This is a genomic window from Nonomuraea sp. NPDC050022 (assembly GCF_044460705.1).
In the GTDB taxonomy this organism is placed as follows: Bacteria; Actinomycetota; Actinomycetes; order Streptosporangiales; family Streptosporangiaceae; genus Nonomuraea.
In genome coordinates this window covers 491,021-509,949 of record NZ_JBITKE010000003.1, presented here as the reverse complement: position 1 = coordinate 509,949, position 18,929 = coordinate 491,021, and the positions used below count along the sequence as shown (strand labels likewise).

The window sequence follows — 18,929 nt, the reverse complement described above, 5'->3', positions numbered from 1 at the left end:
GACAGTGGAAATCCCCGTTTGGCGCGGAGGACATGAGGGACACTTGACCCCATGTCCTCGCCGACCCAGGAGCCCCAGCCCTTCGCCCATCTGAGTGCGCCGAACGCCGCCCTCTACCGGGACGTGCTGCGGACCTTCGTCAGCGCCAAAGAGCGGTTCATCGTGCACCTGCGGCCCGAGGACGTGGCCGTCGAGCTGCGGCGCGACAGTGACGAGCAGTTGGCCGGTGCGCTGGACAAGCTCGTGGAGTGGGGCAATCTACGCGCCGACGCCGACACCGGCCGGGTCACCACGGTGGAGGAGTTTCACCGCAAACGCCTGCTGTTCCAGCTGACCCCGGCCGGTCAGGCCGCCGAGCAGGCCATCGCGTTCTACGAGGAGGCGATCGGCCGGCGTGGCTCGCTGCAGTCTGTGGCGCTGGCCGACATCGCCGAGCAACTGCGGTCGCTGGCCCTGCTCGCCGGGGAGGACGAGCCCGATCCCGCCAGGGTCCACCTGCTGTTGCTGTCCCTGGCCGAGCGGTTCTCCTCGCTGGCCGACAACGCGCAGGCGTTCATGGCGTCACTGCGGCGGGCCATCGACTTCTCCGACGGCGACGTGGACGGGTTCGTCGCCTACAAGGAGCGGCTGATCGACTACATCAACCGGTTCATCGCCGACCTGGCCAACTCGGGGGCGCGCATCGCGGCGCTGCTCGTCGAGCTGGAGGGCAGCGGTCACGAGCGGCTGCTGGTGCTGGCCGCCCGGCGCGAGGCCGCCGACGCGGTGCCGGACGGCGAGGACCAGGATCGGGCCCAGGAGAAGGCGCTCGGCTCGTGGCGGAACCGCTGGCGCGGGCTGACGGACTGGTTCGTCTCCCAGGACGCCGGTCATCCTTCGCAGGCCCGGCTGCTGCGGCAGGCGGCGGTGACCGCGATCAAGCAGCTCATCGACACAGTCGGGCTGCTCAACGAACGGCGGGCGGGCCGTTCCGACCGTACGGCCGACTTCCGTACGCTGGCCCGCTGGTTCGCCGAGGCGCCCGACGAGGCGTCGATGCACCGGCTGTGGCGGGCGGCGTTCGGGCTGACCTCGGCCCGGCACCTGAGCGTCACCGTGTCCACGCTGGACGAATGGCAGGACGTCCCGGCCGCCACGCCTTGGGCGCAGGCGCCGCCGATCAGGATCTCGCCGCAGCTGCGCCGTACCGGCTCCTACGAGCGGCGGGGCAAGCCGAACAAGGTGGCCGACCGTACGCGGGCCCGCCGGTTGCTGCTGGAGCAGGCCGAGCGCGAGGCGGCTGAGACCGCCGCGGCGCGGGCGCGGCTGCGCACGGACGGTCCGGTGCTGCTGTCGGAGCTGGACGTGCTGGACCCGCGCGCGTTCCGGCTCTTCCTGGGCCTGCTGGGCGACGCGCTGGCCGCGCGGCACCCGGACGACCTCGAGGTGAAGACCGTGACGAGCGACGGCTCTCTCGAGGTACGGCTGGCGCTGGTCCCCGGCGGCGGCCAGGTCGAGATCCGTACCGACGACGGCGTCCTGACCGGGCCGGAGCACGTCGTCGAGATCACCGACCTGATGGTGGCGCCGTGACACCGGAGGAGGACCTGGCCCAGCGGCGTACGGCGCTACGTGCCCTGCTGGCCGCCCCGCTGCTGCGCGATCCGGACAAGCTGGTGCTGGTCCGGCGCCATCTGAGCGAGCTGCGCGACTGGCTGACCCGTGAGACGGGCTGGCGGCTGGTCGTCGACTCCGAGAGCGCGCGGCTGTTCAAGACGGCGCCGGACCCCTCCGACGCCACCCATCCGGCGCGCGGCCGGGCCGGCGAACCGTACGGAAGGCGGCGGTACGTGGTGCTCTGCCTGGCCCTGGCCATGCTGGAGCGGGCCGACGCGCAGACCACGCTCGGCGGACTCGCCGAAGAGGTGCTGAACGCGGCGGCCGAGCCGGAGCTGGACTTCGCCTTCACCCTGGACAGCCGCCAGGAGCGCGCCGACCTGGTGGCCGTGGTCCGCACACTCATCGACTGGGGTGTCCTGCGCAAGGTCGCGGGCGATGAGGACGCCTACCTGTCGGCCACCGGCGACGTCCTGTACGACGTACGCAGGCCGGTGCTGGCCGCCCTGCTCACCGGCACCCGCGGCCCGTCCACGATCACCGCCGAGTCCTTCGGCGAGCGGATCGCGAAGCTGGCGGCCGAGCCGGTCGCCGACACCGACGACCTGCGCAACCAGGCGCTGCGCCGCCGTCTCACCCGGCGGCTCCTGGAGGATCCCGTCGTCTACTACACCGAACTGGACGACGCCGAGCGCGCCTACCTGACCTCCCAGCGGCACGCGATCACCCGCCGGATCGAGGAGGCCACCGGTCTGGTCGCCGAGGTCCGGGCCGAGGGCATCGCGATGGCCGACCCCGACGACGAGCTGACCGACGTACGGATGCCCGAGCAGCGTACCGACGGCCATGTCACGTTGCTCGTGGCCGAGCTGCTCGCCGAGCGCGGTGAGCAGAGCATGGAAGAGCTCAGGAGCTTCGTCCGGCGGGCCGCCCGCGAGCACACCTCCTTCTGGCGCAAGGGCGTGACCGAGCCGGGCGCCGAGGACGGCCTGCTGGCCACGGCGCTGGGCAAGCTGACCGCGCTGCGCCTGGCCGAAGTCCGCCACGACACGGTCGCCGGACTGCCGGCGATCGCCCGCTACGCACTCGACGCCCCCGTCGTCAAAGGACCGTGATGCTCCCCGAGCCCACCTCAGAGCGCTGGAAGCCGCTGCGCGCCGGCCTGGTCGACCTGTTCTACTACGACGTGGAGGAGTTCCACTTCCACGACGGGCGGCTGCTGCTGCGCGGCAACAACGGCACGGGCAAGTCCAAGGTGCTGGCCCTGACCCTGCCCTTCCTGCTGGACGGCGAATTGGCCCCGCACCGGGTCGAACCCGATGGCGACCGGCAGAAGCGGATGGAGTGGAACCTCCTGCTCGGCGGCAAGCACCCGCACGCCGAGCGGCTGGGCTACGCCTGGCTGGAGTTCGGCCGCCGCGCCGCCGACGGCACCCGCGAGTTCCGTACGATCGGCTGCGGGCTCAAAGCGGTCAAGGACCGTGGCATCGTCCGGCACTGGTTCTTCGTCACGCCCCAGCGGCCCGGCCTCGACCTGCACCTGCTGTCCGCCACCGGAGTGGTGCTGACCAGGGAGAAGCTGCGCGAGGCGGTCGAGGGCCACGGCATGGTGTACGACCGGGCCGCCGACTACCGGCGGGCGGTGGACGAGGCGATGTTCGGCCTCGGCGAATACCGCTACGAGGCGCTGGTCAACCTGCTCATCCAGCTGCGCCAGCCCCAGCTGTCCAAGAAGCCGGACGAGAGGCTGCTGTCCAGGGCCCTCACCGAGGCGCTGCCGCCACTCAGCCCCGCCCTCATCGCCACCGTCGCCGAGGCCTTCCGGGGCCTCGACGAGGAGCGCGACGCCCTGCGCGGTCTGGAGGAGGCGCGCGCCGCCGCGTCCGCGTTCCTCACCCATTACCGCCGGTACGCCACCATCGCCGCCAAGCGCAAGGCGGCGGGCCCCCGCCTGGCACACAGCCGGTACGAGCACCTGGGCCGCGACCTGGGCGAGGCGGAGACCCGGCAGAGCGCGGCGGAGACCAGGCTGGAGGAGCTCGACGACCTGCTCTCGGACCTGGCCACCCGCCAGAACCAGCTGGAGGCCCGCCGCAACGCCCTCCAGGAGAGCCCGGAGATGCGCTCCGCCGAGCGGCTCAAGCAGGCCGGCGAGGAGGCCCGCCGGCTGGCCGAGCACGTGGGCCGCGCCGACCGCGATCGTGATCGCCTGACGGGGCAGGTCGACAAGATGCTGGGGCGGGCGGACACGAGCCGGCTCAAGGCCGACCAGGCGGCGGCCGGGCTGACGGCCGCCCAGGAGCGGACGGCGCGGGCGGCCCGCCAGGCCAGACTGCCCGGCGATCCACACGAAACCAGGTCGCCCGGCGATCCACGCGAAGCCGAGTTGCCTGGCATGCCACGCGGAGCCGGGTTGCCTGGCGTGCCACGCGGAGCCGGGTTGCCTGGCATGCCACGCGGAGCCGGGTTGCCCGGCGAGCCACTGGACCGGTCGGCCGCCGAGGCGCTCGCCACCCGGCAGGAACACGCCGTGGCCGAGCTCGAACGGCTGCTCCACGCCGTCGCTCAGGCCGAGGCCCGGCTGGCCGCGGCCCGCACGGAGGTGGACCGGCTGACGGGCGAGCTCCAGGCGTCGGCCGTCCGCATCGCCGCCGCGGAAGAGGCCACGGCCACCAGGATCACCGAGCTGGTCCAGGCGTACACGCTCTACCTGGCCGGACTGGCCGAGCTGCGGCTGACAGACCCTGACGGCGTGCTCGCCGCGCTGGCCGGCTGGGCGAACACCGCGGATGGCGCCAATCCGGCCGAGGCCGCCGTCAACGACGCCGTCCGCGCCGCCACCGCCGCACTCGGCCGTCGCGGCGCCGAGCTGGACGCGGCGCTGGTCGCGGCGCGCCGGCGGGCCCGGGAGCTGGGGGAGGAGATCGTCAGGCTGGAGGCGGGCGGTCACGACGCCCCGCCCGTGCCGCACACCCGCGGTGCCGCCCGCGACGGCCGTCCTGGTGCGCCCCTGTGGCGGGCCGTGGACTTCGCCGACGCGGTGCCCGCCGAACACCGGGCCGGGCTGGAGGCCGCGCTGGAAGCGGCGGGCATCCTCGACGCCTGGCTGACCCCCGCCGGAACCCTCCTGGCCGAGGACGACACGACCATCGTGGCGGGGGCGCCGGTGTCCGGTCCGTCCTGCGCCGTCGTGCTGCGTCCCGCCGTGGATCGAGCCGACCCCGTGGCCGCCGCGCTGCCAGACGCCGCCGTGCATACCGTATTGGCGGCGATCGGGCTGGGGCCGGGCGCGGCGACGTGGGTCGCGGTCGACGGGCGGTGGGGCAACGGGGTGCTGGCCGGGTCCTGGCACAAGGTCAGCGCCGACTACATCGGCGAAGGCGCGCGGGAAGCGGCCCGGCGGGCCAGGCTGACCGCGCTCCGGGCCGAACTCGCCGAGGTCGACGGACAGATCACCACGTTGGGCGACGAACTGGCCGCGCTGGCCGTACGCCAGGATGATCTGGCCGCCGAGCAGCGGGCGTTGCCGCCGGACGCGGCCGTCCGCGAGGCGCACGTCAAGCTGGCGGCCGAGCACGAGCGGCGCGGCCAGCTGGCGACCGAGCACGGCGTGGCCGAGCGGCTGGCGCAGGACCGGCAGGGCGAGCTGGGCGTCGCGCGGGAACGGGCGGCGGAGTTCGCGGGCGACGTCGGCCTGCCCCTCGCCGCCGCGGAGCTGGCCGAGGTCAAGGCGGGCCTGGCCGCGTACCGGCTGGCGCTGGCCGAGCTCTGGCCCGCCGTGCGGGCGGCGCGGACGGCCGAGGAGGCCGCGCGGGAGGCCACCGACGACCTCGCGCAGGCCCGCGAATCGCTGACGGAGGCGGCCGTGGTGGCGGCCGAGGCGCGCGAGCAGGAGCAGGCCGCCGCCGAGACCTACCGGGAGCTGACCGCGACGGCCGGCGCCGCCGTCGAAGAGCTGTTCCGCCGCCTCGAAGAGGTACGGCTCCAGCTGCGCGAACGGGCGAAACAGGAGCAGCAGGCCCGAACCGACCAGCAGCAGGCGCTGACGGAGCGGGGTCGGGCCGAGGCCACCAGCGCGAGCCTGCGCCGCCAGATCAAGGAGGCGGCTGACACGCGCGACGACGAGGTACGCGAGTTCCGCGCGTTCGCCGCGACCGGGCTGATGCGGGTCGCGCTGCCCGAGCTCGACCTCCCCGATCCGGCCGCGGAATGGGCGGCCACCCCTGCCGTACTCCTGGCCAGGACCGTCAACGCGTCGCTTGAGAGCGTCGATGATGGCGAGGGTCCCTGGGACCGGGTGCAGAAGAAGGTCGCCGAGGAGCACAAGCTGCTCTCCGACGCCATGGCCAGGCACGGCCACTCGGTCGGGCTGACCCTGCGCGAAGGCGTCATGGTCGTGGACGTGCACTTCCAGGGCCGTACCCGGGAAGTACCCGGCCTGGTGGCGGCCCTGGGCGAGGAGAGCGAGCACCGCGCCCGCCTGCTGTCGGCCAAGGAGCGCGAGATCCTGGAGAACCACCTGCTCAACGAGGTCGCCGGCACCCTCCAGGAGCTGATCACCGCGGCCGAGGCCGAGGTGCGCGAGATGAACGCCGAACTGGCCGCCCGCCCCACGTCCACCGGAATGCGCCTGCGCCTGCTGTGGAAGCAGGCCAGGAACGCCCCGGAAGGGCTCGACCGGGTACGCGACAAACTCCGGCAGATCGTGGACGCCTGGTCGCTGGACGACCGGGCGGCGGTCGGGGCGTTCCTGCAGGAGCGGATCGCCCGCGAGCACGCCGACAACCCGGCGGCGGGCTGGACCGAGGCGCTGACCAAGGCGCTGGACTATCGGACCTGGCACGAGTTCGCGATCCAGCGGCTCCAGGACGGGCAGTGGCGGCCGGCCACCGGGCCCGCTTCGGGGGGCGAGCGGGTGCTGGCCGCCTCCGTGCCCCTGTTCGCCGCCGCGTCGGCGCACTACAAGTCGGCGGGCAACCCGTACACGCCGCGGCTGGTCGCGCTGGATGAGGCTTTCGCCGGAGTGGACGATGATTCACGGGCCAAGTGCTTGGGGCTGCTGGCCACGTTCGACATGGACGTGGTGATGACCAGTGAGCGTGAGTGGGGGTGTTATCCGTCGGTGCCGGGGTTGGCGATCTGCCAGTTGACCAGACGGGACGGTATTGATGCCGTGCTGGTGACGCCATGGCGGTGGGATGGGCGGGAGCGGACACGGGCGGAGCGGCCTCGGGCCATGGCCGATGCCATCGAAGCTGAGCCTGGCTCCGCCACCTCCGCCGTACAGGACAGCCTGCTTTGACCGGCAACGGTTTGACCGGTGAGGAGCGGCTGCGGCGACTGCTGGGCGGCGAGGAGACCGAGTGGCTCGTCGAACGCGCCCGGCAGCGCCTCGAACGCGGTCGTTCCCTCACAGGCACGGTCACCCTCTCCACCGCTTCCGCGGCGCAGCGCCGCGCGGCCGAACTGCTGCTCGGCCGCCGCGCGGGCGCCGGCGCCTCCCTGTCGGTCTCCCTGGAGGAGGTGGACCGGGTCCTGCGCGCCAGCGGCGCCGCCCCCGAAGGGCTCCATGAGGCGGTGGTACGGCTCCGCGGCCCCCTGCGCGACCTGGCCGGGGAACGGGAGGCGTCGGCGTCGGCCTGGCAGGCGGCGTACGGGAACCTCGACGCCGCGACGGCCGCCCGTCCCGAGCTGGCCGGATGGCGGGCCTGGCTGGAGTCCACCGGCCTGGTCAGGCGGCTCGCCCCGGACCCGGTCCAGGCACGGCACCTGCTCGACCAGCTGGCCCAGGTGGTGGCGCGGCTGCCGTCGCCCGGCCTGCCCATCGGCCGCCTGGCCGCGCAGACCGCCGGTGACGCGCACGCCCTCGACGAGGGGAGGCCGCTGGGGACACTGGCGCTGTCGGCGGCCAAGGCGCTCACCGGCCGGGCGTACCCCGGGGAAGGTGGCGCGGACGCCCGCCGCGCCGCGTGGGCGGCCGTGGGCGTTCACCTCGACGACCTGTCCTCGCTGGTGCTCTGCCTCGGCCTGCCGGGAGACGATCGGACGCCGACCGGGCGCATCCTGGCGGCGGCCCGAGCCGCAGGGGAGCCCTGCGTGCTGACGTTGCGCCAGCTCCGCCGCCACGACGGGCCCCTGTCCTCTGGGGCGGCGTCGCCGTCGCCGTCGCCATCGCAGTCGCCGTTCGCGACCGGTGCCGGGCTGGTGCGGATCTGCGAGAACCCCGTCGTGGTGGCGGCCGCCGCCGACGAACTGGGACCGTCCTGCCCGCCGCTGGTCTGCGGCGGCGGCCGGCCGTCGGCGGCCGTCTGGCGGCTGCTCGACCTGCTGTCGGAGGGTGGCGGGCGGTTCGCGTACCACGGCGACTTCGACTGGGGCGGCGTCGCCATCGCCGCTGCCGTCCACGACCGGTACGGCTTCGAGCCTTGGCGCTTCGACACCGCCGCCTACGAGGCGGCGGCCTCCCAGGCAGCGCACTCCCAGACGGTGGCCTCCCAGGCAGTGCTGGCCGGACGGCCCTGTCCGACGCCGTGGGACCCCGCCCTGGCCGAGGCGATGGCGCGCCGCGCGGTCCGGGTGGAGGAGGAGCTCGTCCTACCCGTCCTGCTCAGCGATCTGTCGTCAGGTCCCAGCAATTGAGGTACGAGGTGACGGACCTGTAGTGGGCTCAGTCCAGGCGGCCGAGATATTGGGCGAGGCGTCCCTGGACAAGGACCCGGCACTATTCCTCCATGAGCTGCCGGGTCGCCTCGGCACGGTGATCAGCGAGTTGCCGGCTCTCCTCGACCAGGTCGTCGACGCCGCCGGGCTCGTCATCGGGCAGGGGGTTGCGTTTGGCCCACCGGCGCAGCCGTGCCAGGCCCGAACCAAGATTGGGCAGCGGTGATGTCAGGCGACGCCTCCAGCTTTCGGGGAATGCACGATTACCTGGTGTTGTCCCAGCGATCGAGGTACGTGGTTACGGGATGGCGTTGGCACAGCCGGGCCAACTCCTCCTCGTCAGCGAGGCCGTACTGGGAAAGGTGTCACCCACCTTCCAGCCCGCGTGGAGCACGGCTTCCTTGAGCGCCGTGACGGGGTTCCGGGTGGCGAGCCAGCCGTTCGTGGCTGCCGCCGTAGGATCCCGCTCTGACCGAGGTCACGGCACACAGCGCGGTGCGGGTGGAGAGGGAGCTCGCCTTGCTCAGCGATCTGTCGCCAACGCTGTACGGGTTATGCCAGGTGATCGAATTCGCCGTCTTTGGCGCCGTCTAACCATGCCTGCCACTCCGCGAGTGTGAAGACGAGCGTCTCGGCGGTGGGAGAGAGACGCATGACGACGTGGCTGCCGACGAAGGCGATTGACAGAAGGGAGTCCAGCCGATCAGGGGTGTGCAGCCATTCGGCGCTGATCAGATTGAGATCCTCGGGTGTCGGCTTCGTCGTCCGACCCGTGGCTGCGGGCGGGGGAGCGGACAACTCGAAGTAGCCGTTCTTCGCTCCGGCGAGGAAGGACCGCCAGGCATCTGTACCTGCCCGCAGTTGGGGACCGGAGGGGTCTTTCGAGTCACGTAAGGCGACCCCTGTGCCGCTTGGCTTCATTTGGACGCACTGCTGGCCACTACCCGTGCGGCTACTGGTGATCCAGCCCTGCTCGTCAGTCATCGCATCGCCTTCCTCAGGTCCTTGATCAGGGTCACGGAGTCATCGGGTTCCAGGGCCGTCCGGCGAGCGGCATCGGCAGCTGTGCGATAGCGGGCGACATCGCCTGGTGCTTCCACGAAGATATCCCCGAACAATCCCTCTTGATGGGCGACGGGGGGATCCTCTTTGTCGGGAAAGTCGAGGATAGTGAACTCGCCGTCCAGCCCGGTATGACCACCTGCGCCGAAAGGGATCAGATAGATCGTGATCGCTTGATGCCCGGAGAGCTCGATCAGGTGGTCAAGTTGGTTGCGGGTGACCTCCGTCCCACCGACGTGCCTCCGCAGGATGGCCTCGTCCAGGATCACAGTGACCTCAGGTGGGGGATCACGGATTAGCAGTTGCTGACGGGCGATCCGTGCCTCGGCTCGCCGCTGGATCTCCTCCTGGGAACCTTCCGCCAACGTGGCTGCGATCAACGCGTGGGCATAGTTGGGCGTCTGCAGTAGCCCGGGGATGTTGTTGGCTACGAAGGTGATCGCTGAGGCGTCATCTTCGAGGACGAAGTACGAGCCGCCCTTGTACATGTCGCTGTACGCCAGCCACCAGCCACGCTTCCACGCTTCCCGGCACAGTTTGCCGAGTGCCTTGGCCTGGGGTGAGGGTACGCCGTAGATGTCAAGGAGTAGTTCCAGGTCTTCGACGATCAGGCGGCTCTCTCCATTTTCGACGCGGTATATCTTCGAGCGGGACCAGGCGAGTTGCTTGGCCACCTGCTCTGGCGACAGGCCGCGTGATTCGCGGATGGCGCGCAGCTCGCGCAGCAGTCTGCGTCCGCGGACCGACAGGCTGTACCGCATCTGCCTCCCCCTTTGTTATGTCCGGCATGGCATCGATTCCGTGTGGATTGCGCAAGGCCGATCTTTTGCGAGTTTGAGATTTCTCAGAGAAGACCTGTTGCGAAGTCAGGAAGTCTCGCCGATGATGAAGCCGCATGGTCGCTCTGTGTAGTTGTGTCATCACATTCTGCCCCTGGAAGGGTAGCGTTTCGCACGCCTTTCCTTCGCCCTCCGAACCGAGGAAGGCCTTCAGCGATGAGCCCGTCAACGACGACGTCCTCAAGCCCACCGTCCGTACCCGACTTGCCGGCGCTCCTCTTGTGGCCGCTGACGGCGGATGCTCCCCTCGCACGACAGGCCCGGGGCCTGCTGCTGTCCGCGCTGACCACTCTGCCCATCGGTCCGAAGCGCATCGAAGATGCCCTGCTGATGGTCGGCGAGGTGGCAGCCAATGCAGAGAAGCACGCCCATCCGCCGTACGAACTGCGGATCTACCACACCCGTCGCCGCACGGTGGTGGAGTTCATCGACGGCGACTGTCGACCATTGGTCTTGCCCCCTCGGCTGATCCCCGAGTTGACGCTGGCCGGCATCGACTGCTTGGAGATCGAAGCTTTGGAGCGAGGCCGTGGTCTGCTTACCGTCGTCGCTCTGGCGCAAGGGGACTGCGGCGTACGGCAACTGCCCGCTCAGGGCGGGCGTCCTTGCATCGGCAAGGCGATCTGGTTCGCGCTGCCTCGATGAGGGTCCCCATGACGGCTTTGCCCGGCCCGGTCGCGAGTGCTCGAGTCCCAGCCACAACAAGCCGGGACTCGAGCACTCGGAAGATATGGGCTCTTGTCACCCGCCGACTTGGCCCAGCTCCGCGACGGGAAGCCTCGGAGGATCTGAATAGCAGTACCGGCGTACCGCAGCCAGCAGCATCCAGAACGCCGTGAACGTTCTCGCGCCAGACGGCAAGATCACATCGGTTGACGTCCTGTCTGGCCTGCTCAGCGATCTATCGGCAGGTCCCAGCGATCGAGCTCACGATCAGTGGCTCCGGTTACGGGTGGGGGCGTCGGTAGGCCTGCCGGAAATCGGGCCGGAGCCGCCCGCGCTCGGTCACGTCCATTCCCTGACCGCGTGCCCAGGCCCGGACCTCGGCGCTGGTCGGTTCCGGTACGGCAGGCTCCTCCTGTGCCGGGTGGTCGGCGGCGGCATAGGCGGCCGCCAGGAACCGATAGGTCCACTCCTCGGCCAGCTGCCGGGTCTCGCAGAACACGATGGGTACCGTGGGGAAGGCCACCTGGAGTTCGGCGATGCCGTCGGCGACCACGGCGGGGCGGACGTGTTCGAGCTTGAATACCTGGGAGTAGCGGTCTTCGATGACGACGGTCGCGTGCGGCAGCGTGGCCAGCTCGGTGAGCTGGTACTTCAGGCGGGTGTTGAGCAGACTGGAGACCAGATCGGCCAGGCTCTTGCGCTCGACGGCGGCGTGTAGTGTTCCGGCGACCTCGACCGCGTAGTCCCCGCATGCCAGTCGCCGTTTGACGATCTCGACCTGTTGACGGGGGAAGCGGTAGCCGTACCGCTCGCCGCTGTCGACCACGATCGGCAGCGCGGTGATGCCGGAGGCGTGGGCGGTCGGGGTGGTCACGTTCGGCCGGGCCTGCTTGCGGACGCGGGCGGTCTGCCAGAAGATCGCGTCCCGGCCGCGCGCCCTGGTGAACACGATCTGCGAGCGGTTCTCCCTGGCTCGGTCGAGCACTAGGTCGATGGCCGCGCCTCGCCGTACACAGGACCGGACCGGAATCTGTTCGACCACCTCAGGCTCGTCCGGCCATTCGTTGGCCGCGGCCGGGTAACAGTAGATCGCCTTTTCCCGCGGCCAGGTACCGCCCGCCCGCAGGATCAGCCCGTCGTCGCCCAGCGGTAGTCGAATGAGGTATGGCAAGCGGGAGTCCGGGTCGGGATTGCGGACGATGACGAGATCACGCACCTGACCAGTGTGCTTGACGACGCTGCCGGTCCTCTGGATTTGGCACGCCCGTAGCGACATAGGGACCCGACACTATTCCTCCACGAGCTGCCGGGTCGCCTCGGCACGATGATCAGCGAGTTGGTGACTCTCCTCGACCAGGTCGTCGCGCCGCCGGGTTCGTCATCGGGCAGGGGGCTGCGAAGGCTCGCGCACTCGACCCGCGTAGCGATGCCGAGCGTGAGGCGGGCCAGTTGGCGGCGCGGGCTTGTTGCGAGGCATATCGGCGTGGCTATCAGTTGAGCGAAATGCGCAAGGCCGTGGGGGTCACACAGGCCGAACTCGCCGAGGCGCTCGGGGTGAGTCAGGGCAGGGTCTCCCGGATCGAAAGCGGTGAAGTATCGGGGATCGAAGTCGTTCGTGCTTATGCTGCGGCGCTTGGCGGAACGGTTGATCTGGTTGCCATTCTCGGTGATCGTACGTGGAAGGTTGCCTGATGTGAGTGCCTGGTTCGTGGAGGACCGGGCTTCGTCACTGACGGGGACGCCGGCGAGAGCTGGCAGCGCTCTACAGGTGCTCGGTGGTTTTCCGCACGCCAGCAACCGGCACGAACAGGAGGGGAAGGACGACGGCCGAGGGGTGGTTGTCGTCGTGGAGCACCTCCTGGTCGGCCACCCGGATCGCGGTCGCGGTCGCGATCGGTTCGCCCGTTCCCAGGTTGCGGTTGTGCATGGGATGGGCCCCGCTGGACACCTGAAGCCGGATTCGGTGACCGGCGCGGAAGCAGTAGGCGGTGGGGGACAGGGACACCGTGATGCGGTGGATGCCGTCCTGGTCCACCGGCGATCCCGGGGTGAGCCGGACGATGCCGTCGCAGATGTTGATCGACTTCCCGTTGGGCGCCACGTCGCACAGGCGGGCGAAGAAGTCCGTGTGCTTCAGGGACGAACGTGTGTACAGCTCGGCCGACACCGTGCCCATGACGGTGGTTCCGCGCGTCATCGGTGCGCTGGTGAAGATGAGGACGTCCTTCCGCGTCTCGATCTTGTGGTTGTTCTTGGGGCCACCGCCGAGCACCACCGCCCCGCCGAGGCTGGGCGTGGGGTCGGCCGGATCGTAGCGGTAACGCGAGGGCGCCTCGGCGGCGTCGGCCGGTTTGGGTGAGAGCACGCCGCCCGGTCGCAGATACCAGCGGTTCGGCACGGCCGGTGGCGGCCAGGAGGGTAGGTCGGTCCACTCGTCAATGCCCATCACGCACACCCGCACCGGGGAGGGCCGCAGCGCGTCGGGGTTGCCCCGTAGATGCGCGTCGTACCAGGTGAGGCTCTCTTGGAACCCGGCCTTGAGGCCGCCCAGCGAGGCGTGCGGCCACGGCCCGATGGTGAGGTGCGGATTCCTGCCCGCCTCGCGCAGCGCCTGGTAGTCGGCGAGCTGGTCGGCCAGGAAGAAGTCGTACCAGCCGCCCACCAGGTGCACGGGCGCCTGGATGTCCGGCACCCGCTTCGCGTGGTCCATCGCGGCCCAGAACTCGTCTCGGGGGCTGTCGTTCCGCAGGATCTCCTGGAAGTGAGGAACGGTTCGCCCGGTGATCACCCGATCCGCCTCGCTGACCGGTAGGTGGGCGTACCCCTTGCGCAACACTCCCGTACGGCGGGCCGCCACCCGCATCTTGCCGAGGAACGACTCCTCGAGGTGGCCGACGTACTGCTGGTAAATCCAGGTGAGCACGCCCTGGAGGCACAGGGCCAGCCCGTGCTGCACCTCGTACACGCGAGATGCCGCCATCTGCGGCACCAGCGCCCCCACGAACCCCGGCGCGCCCGGCCCGGCGGCGAGCTGCACGTACCCGTGGTAGCTCAGGCCGAACATCGTCGCCTTGCCACTGAACCACGGCTGATCGGCAAGCCAGTCGAGTGTGGCCAGTCCGTCCTCGCGTTCGTCGCGGAACGGCCGGTACTGCCCGCCTGACCCGAAGGTGCCCCGGCAGTTCTGCATGATCACCTGATAGCCGCGCTCGGCGATCAGCCGGGAGGTCATGTCGGGCTTCTTCCCGCGCGGGGTGTACGGCGACCGGATGACCACGATCGGCAGATTCTCCCCGCCTCGCGGGGCGATCCGGTTGGCGAGCAGCACAATCCCGTCCGGCATGGGGACGCGAAGATCGACCTGGAATTCGAGCTCGTGAGCGACGGCGGGGGGAAGATCGAGCAGCCGCGAGGCCAGCCTCGTCAGCAGTGGCATCGGCATTCTCCTTGATATTTCAACGCAGGCGAACGCTATATTGTGTTTTCTTTTTCTTCAACTACATGGAGAAGTTATACGCTGATATTCCCATGTAAAACCGCATAAATTAGTGCAATGACTCTGAGGGTGAATGCACCAGAATCGCGATCCGTTGCAATGAGCTGTTCGTGAACGCATACTGTTGAGGCGACGGTCGACCGACGGGAGGCGAGAACGGATGCCGGGAGGCCGACTGACCTACGCGGATCGTCAGCGCATCGCGGCAGGTCTGGCCGAGGGACTCGGCTACTCCGACATCGCCCGGCGCCTCGCGCGACCCACCTCGACCATCACCCGCGAGGTGGGCCGCAACGGCGGCCCCCACGCCTACCGGGCCGCCGCGGCACAGGCCGCGACCGCGCGACGCGCCCGCCGCAGCAAGCCGGCCCCGCGTCCGGCCGAGCCGATCGCCGCCGAGACCCCTTACGGTCGCGACCCGGAGGCGGTACGCGCCTTCGAGGACCGGTTCATGGCGATGATGGTCCAGACCGGGCTCCCGCCGATGATGGCCGCGGTGCTCGTCCACCTGTTCACCAGCGACACCGGCGGCCTGACGGCGGCTGAACTCATCCAGCGGCTGCGTGTCAGCCCGGCGTCGATCTCCAAGGCCGTCGGCTACCTCGAACGCCTCGGCCTGGTCAGGCGCGAACGCGAAGGCCGGCGGCGGCGCGAGCGCTACATCGTCCACGACGACATCTGGTATCGGACGTGGTCGGCGAGCGCGCGGTCCATCCAGCTGTGGGCTGGCACCGCCCAGGAGGGAGTCGGCGTCCTCGGCGCCGCCACCCCCGCCGGTGCCCGGCTCGACATGACGAGCCGGTACTTCCAGCTTCTTGGCGGCGACATGGCCAAGGCGGCCGAGAACCGGTGGCGCGCCCTGTCGGCTACTCGGCCTGGAAGCCGGTGAGCACGAGTCCGATCTCCGCGTAAGCGGGGTTCAGCAAGACGGCGCTGTCCGTCGCCCTTGCCCGCTGGAAATCCAGGTGATACTCACCCGGCCGTTTCGATACCATCCGGCCCATGGAGGTCTCCAAGCGCACTCTCGCCGCAGCCGCACGAGCTACCAGCTCGTCGGTTGCCGCTGCCTGACCTCCTTCTTCCTCGCCGGCGACCGGGAACGGCCGCCAGTGCGTCGTCTGACCTCTTGTTCGCAGCCTGTGCTCGTGGCCCTTTCCGGTCCCTCATGACCACGAAGGGCCCATTGCCATGAACGTCGACCAGACCGTCAGCACCTTCCTTGACTTCTTCCGGGAGCGGGGCCATCAACGCGTCACCGGAAGCTCGCTCCTGCCGCCTTCCGGAGATCCGGTGCTGTTCACCACCTCCGGCATGCACCCGCTCACCCCGTACCTTGAGGGCCGCCCGCACCCGCTCGGGCGGCGCCTGGTCAACCTGCAACGCTGCCTGCGCACCACCGACCTGGGTGAGGTCGGTGATAGGACCCACCTGACGGTGTTCGAGATGCTGGGCTCCTGGTCGCTGGGTGACTACGACCACCAGCAGAGCCTTCGATGGGGTTACGACCTGCTGCGCGACGGTTTCGGCATCCGCTCCGAACGGCTGTACGTCACGGTCTTCGGTGGCGACGAGCAGGTCGGGCCCGACACCGAGTCGCTGCGAACATGGGGCGGGTTGGGCGTGCCCGTGGAGCTGACCGGTGAGGACAACTGGTGGTCCAACGGGCCGACCGGTCCGTGCGGTCCCGACTCGGAGATCTTCGTGTGGACCGGGGAGGGCCCGCCGCAGGGAACCCCGACCAGCGACCAGCGGTGGGTGGAGGTGTGGAATCACGTGCGGATGCGCTACCGCCGCCATGAGGACGGCAGCCTGGAACCCCTGCCGCGATCCGGGATCGACACAGGGATGGGGCTGGAACGGCTCCTCACGATCTTGCAGGACAAGCCGTCGGTCTTCGAGACCGATGTGTTCCAGCCGTGGATGACGACCATCCCCCCTTTGTGGAGCACGGACGGGCCGTCGCTACGTGTCATCGTGGACCACCTGCGTTCCGGCATCGTGATCATCGGCGACGGGGTCCGGCCGTCCACCACCGGGCGCGGCTACGTGCTGCGCCGGCTCACCCGACGTGTGCTCACCACTCTGTGGCGCGATGACTCCTCCCGCCTCTTGTCTGACCTTCCTCGTGAGCTCATAGAGCACACGCTGGAGCATTTCCGGCAATCGTGCGAGGTCGGCCATGTGCGTGAGGTGTTGGTCGATGAGGAGAGACGATTCTCCACGCTTCTCAGGCGAGGGCGGCAGGTGCTGACTCGAGAGGGTTTCGTCGGGAAGCTGAGTGAGGAGGACTACGACTACCTGCACCAGACCCATGGCCTGCCCCGCGACCTCGTTGTCGGCTTGCTCACGCCGCAGTAGGAACATCTGGACCGTATACGTCGCGGCCGTCGCGTGTGTGGATCGGGCGCAGGCCCGGCAACCGGAGCCCGCCGAACAGGGCCCCGGCGATGGCGGCTCCGGTACGCCCTCCCCTACGCGACAGTGTCCCAACGACCGAGAGACATGGTGATCGGGTGATTCTCCCGCAGCCGGGCCAGCTCCGCCTCCGTTAGCGAGGCTGCGGAGGGAAACGTGTCACCCACCTTCCAGCCCGCGTACAGCACGGCGTCCTTCAGAGCCGTGATGGGGTTCCGGGTGGCGAGCCAGCCCTGGAGAAACGACGCGAACAGCGCGTCTCCCGCCCCAGAGGTGCTCACCACGCCGCGCGGCGCGACGGCCTCGGCCTCGATCAGGGTGCCGTCGCGCAGTCCCATGAGGCAGCCGCGCCCGCCGAGGCCGACCGCGGCGATCGCGCACCCGGGATAGCGTTCGAAGACGCTCGCCACCCACTGTTCCGGCGGGCCGGCCAGTCGTTCGTGGCTGCAGAAGACGATGTCGGCGACCTCCAGCCAGGGCCGGTTGTACGCGTCGTCCACATCGGTGATCAGATGGACGTCGACCGCGATCGGCACGCTCCGCGTACGCGCCTCCCCAAGTAGCGGCCGAACGAACGCGGTGTTGGTGAGCACCGCGAGATCGACGCCGCGGACCAGCCGGCGGAACACCTCGACGGGATATTCGACGGTGTTGACCGCGGCGACGTACGGATGCCCGGAGCGCCGTCCGTCCGGAGCCACGAGCACCACGCCGAGCGACGAGCGCGGTACCGTCACCACCCCAGGCCCGAGCAGCCCTCGGGTGCGTAACGACGCGTTGATCGCCTCACCCGCGACGTCCTCGCCGACGAAGGTGCACAGGCGGGCCTCGTCGCCCAGGGTGCGCAGGGTGTCGGCGATGTGGCACGCGGCCCCGGACACCTCGGCCCGCATCCAGTCGGGAAACCGCAGCGAGGTGTACGGGAGCGGGAACTCCGCGACCGGCATGGCCATGTAGAGGCTGCTGACACCGGCCACGACTATCTTGCTGCCCATTGCTCCTCCTTCAAAGATGGGGCGGGGGGACCGGATCGGTCCGTGGAATGGTGAGTGGCTGCCTCAGGCGCATCAGCCGATACATCAGGCGCCGCATGTTCCGGTCGAAGCAGCCGGGAGCCGAGGTGAGCCGGGCCACGACAGTGTCGTGCCGTCCCTGCCAGTGGCCGGCGGCGGCAGCGCGCAGCTGGGCCGCCAGCGGTCCATGGGGCTGTAGCCGGGGCGCCGCCGAAGCCAGCAGCCCACCGGCGGACTCCGGGTCCACATCGTCCTCCGCGTCGCCCACCAGCAGGACCGGGGCACCGCAGACCGCGCCGTACACCGCGACGGAGCCGTGGTCGCCCACCACGTGATCGGCGGCGACCAGCGCGCCACGCCAGTCCGCCTCGGGCGGTATCAGGGCGAGCCCGTCACGCAGGCAGTCGGCCAGCCAGGCTCTCAGCTGCCAGACGCCGTGGCCGAACCAGACGTTCGGATGGAAGAGCGCGGCCACGCGGTAGCGGTCGCGGGGCAGCTCGGCCAGCATCCGCCGGAACAACTCCGCACGCCGCCCGAAAAGGGATCGTGTTCCCCAGGTCGAGGTCACCACCACGAGCTCGCGGTCGTCCTGGACGCCGAGAGCCTGGCGGTAGGCACGTCGCTCTCCGGCGCTGGCTACCAGCCGGTCATGGGAGGCGTCGCCGACGACCTCGGCGACCGCGACGGCCTCCGGGCAGCTCCGCGCCAGCCGCCCGCGCTCCGCGTCGTGGGCGAGCACGATCGCCGACGGGACCACCATGCCGTCCCGGACCAGTTCCTGAGCGCTGAGCCCGTACACGCCGCGGGCCGCGACGGCGCCACCGCCCAGCCGGCGGCTGACTCTCTTCTGATAGCCCGCGCCGTGCGGGATGACGACGAGCGGCGCGTGAACGTCCTCGATCCCCCCATAGGCGGCGGAGACGGCGAGGTCGAAGCGCTGGCGGATGGCCAGCCGCCACGGCATCACCACGCCGCCGATGCGCCCGAGCAACTCGCTCACCCCGTTGCCGAAGACATCCGGGGCCCTGGTGAAGACCACCTGGACCCGCAGATCAGCGGCGAGCAGACGGACGACGTCCAGCAGAATCTGCCCGGACGTGACCGTGTGGACGATCACGAGTACGGTCCGCAGGCCGCGGCGCGTCACCCAGCGCGCCGCATCCGGCCCGACCGGCACGTGGT

Annotated in this window: 14 protein-coding genes; 8 read left to right on the top strand and 6 right to left on the bottom strand. The window is 70.2% G+C overall.

All coding sequences use genetic code 11. The annotated features are described in order from the left end of the window. The first annotated feature begins 51 nt into the window (after positions 1–51). The 4 genes from ACIBO2_RS13760 to ACIBO2_RS13745 are packed head-to-tail and all read left to right on the top strand — an operon-like array spanning position 52 to position 8,235. On the top strand, positions 52–1,572 hold the full coding sequence (locus ACIBO2_RS13760) for a TIGR02677 family protein (protein ID WP_397297180.1): 1,521 nt from the start codon (positions 52–54) through the stop codon (positions 1,570–1,572). Beyond that, positions 1,569–2,711, top strand: a complete 1,143-nt coding sequence (locus ACIBO2_RS13755; RefSeq protein ID WP_397297178.1) for a TIGR02678 family protein — start codon at positions 1,569–1,571, stop codon at positions 2,709–2,711. The genes ACIBO2_RS13760 and ACIBO2_RS13755 overlap by 4 nt, the downstream gene beginning before the upstream one ends. Beyond that, a complete protein-coding gene (locus ACIBO2_RS13750; RefSeq protein WP_397297176.1) occupies positions 2,711–6,898 on the top strand; it encodes a TIGR02680 family protein in 4,188 nt (1,395 codons plus the stop codon). Before ACIBO2_RS13755 ends, ACIBO2_RS13750 begins: the two co-directional genes overlap by 1 nt. Beyond that, positions 6,895–8,235 (top strand): TIGR02679 family protein, encoded by a 1,341-nt coding sequence (locus ACIBO2_RS13745; RefSeq protein WP_397297174.1) that lies wholly within the window; start codon positions 6,895–6,897, stop codon positions 8,233–8,235. The genes ACIBO2_RS13750 and ACIBO2_RS13745 overlap by 4 nt, the downstream gene beginning before the upstream one ends. 573 nt (positions 8,236–8,808) lie before the next feature. On the opposite strand, the gene ACIBO2_RS13740 is transcribed toward ACIBO2_RS13745, so the two are convergent. Beyond that, on the bottom strand, positions 8,809–9,240 hold the full coding sequence (locus ACIBO2_RS13740) for a DUF397 domain-containing protein (RefSeq protein WP_397297172.1): 432 nt from the start codon (positions 9,238–9,240) through the stop codon (positions 8,809–8,811). After that, positions 9,237–10,079 (bottom strand): helix-turn-helix domain-containing protein, encoded by an 843-nt coding sequence (locus ACIBO2_RS13735; RefSeq protein ID WP_397297170.1) that lies wholly within the window; start codon positions 10,077–10,079, stop codon positions 9,237–9,239. Before ACIBO2_RS13735 ends, ACIBO2_RS13740 begins: the two co-directional genes overlap by 4 nt. A gap of 282 nt (positions 10,080–10,361) precedes the next feature. Between ACIBO2_RS13735 and ACIBO2_RS13730 the strand changes: the two genes are divergently transcribed. After that, positions 10,362–10,802, top strand: coding sequence for an ATP-binding protein (locus ACIBO2_RS13730; RefSeq protein ID WP_397297168.1), 441 nt, complete (start codon positions 10,362–10,364; stop codon positions 10,800–10,802). Positions 10,803–11,103: 301 nt separating this feature from the next. On the opposite strand, the gene ACIBO2_RS13725 is transcribed toward ACIBO2_RS13730, so the two are convergent. Then, complete coding sequence (locus ACIBO2_RS13725) at positions 11,104–12,039, bottom strand: ERCC4 domain-containing protein (RefSeq protein WP_397297166.1); 936 nt, start codon at positions 12,037–12,039, stop codon at positions 11,104–11,106. A gap of 287 nt (positions 12,040–12,326) precedes the next feature. Here ACIBO2_RS13725 and ACIBO2_RS13720 point away from each other — a divergent pair, with 287 nt between their 5' ends. After that, entirely contained in the window at positions 12,327–12,515 is a 189-nt protein-coding gene (locus ACIBO2_RS13720; RefSeq protein ID WP_397297164.1) for a helix-turn-helix domain-containing protein, read from the top strand. A 70-nt stretch (positions 12,516–12,585) separates the two neighbouring features. Here ACIBO2_RS13720 and ACIBO2_RS13715 read toward each other — a convergent pair whose 3' ends face one another. Beyond that, positions 12,586–14,259 carry a CocE/NonD family hydrolase gene (locus ACIBO2_RS13715; RefSeq protein ID WP_397297162.1) on the bottom strand — a complete coding sequence of 558 codons (1,674 nt, stop codon included), beginning with the start codon at positions 14,257–14,259 and terminating at the stop codon, positions 12,586–12,588. 220 nt (positions 14,260–14,479) lie between these two features. Between ACIBO2_RS13715 and ACIBO2_RS13710 the strand changes: the two genes are divergently transcribed. Then, positions 14,480–15,208, top strand: coding sequence for a helix-turn-helix domain-containing protein (locus tag ACIBO2_RS13710; protein WP_397297160.1), 729 nt, complete (start codon positions 14,480–14,482; stop codon positions 15,206–15,208). Positions 15,209–15,507: 299 nt separating this feature from the next. Next, entirely contained in the window at positions 15,508–16,677 is a 1,170-nt protein-coding gene (locus ACIBO2_RS13705; protein ID WP_397297158.1) for an alanine--tRNA ligase-related protein, read from the top strand. 113 nt (positions 16,678–16,790) lie between these two features. On the opposite strand, the gene ACIBO2_RS13700 is transcribed toward ACIBO2_RS13705, so the two are convergent. After that, complete coding sequence (locus tag ACIBO2_RS13700) at positions 16,791–17,729, bottom strand: carbohydrate kinase family protein (protein ID WP_397297156.1); 939 nt, start codon at positions 17,727–17,729, stop codon at positions 16,791–16,793. A 10-nt stretch (positions 17,730–17,739) separates the two neighbouring features. Continuing rightward, positions 17,740–18,924 carry a hypothetical protein gene (locus tag ACIBO2_RS13695; protein WP_397297154.1) on the bottom strand — a complete coding sequence of 395 codons (1,185 nt, stop codon included), beginning with the start codon at positions 18,922–18,924 and terminating at the stop codon, positions 17,740–17,742. Positions 18,925–18,929 lie beyond the last annotated feature (5 nt).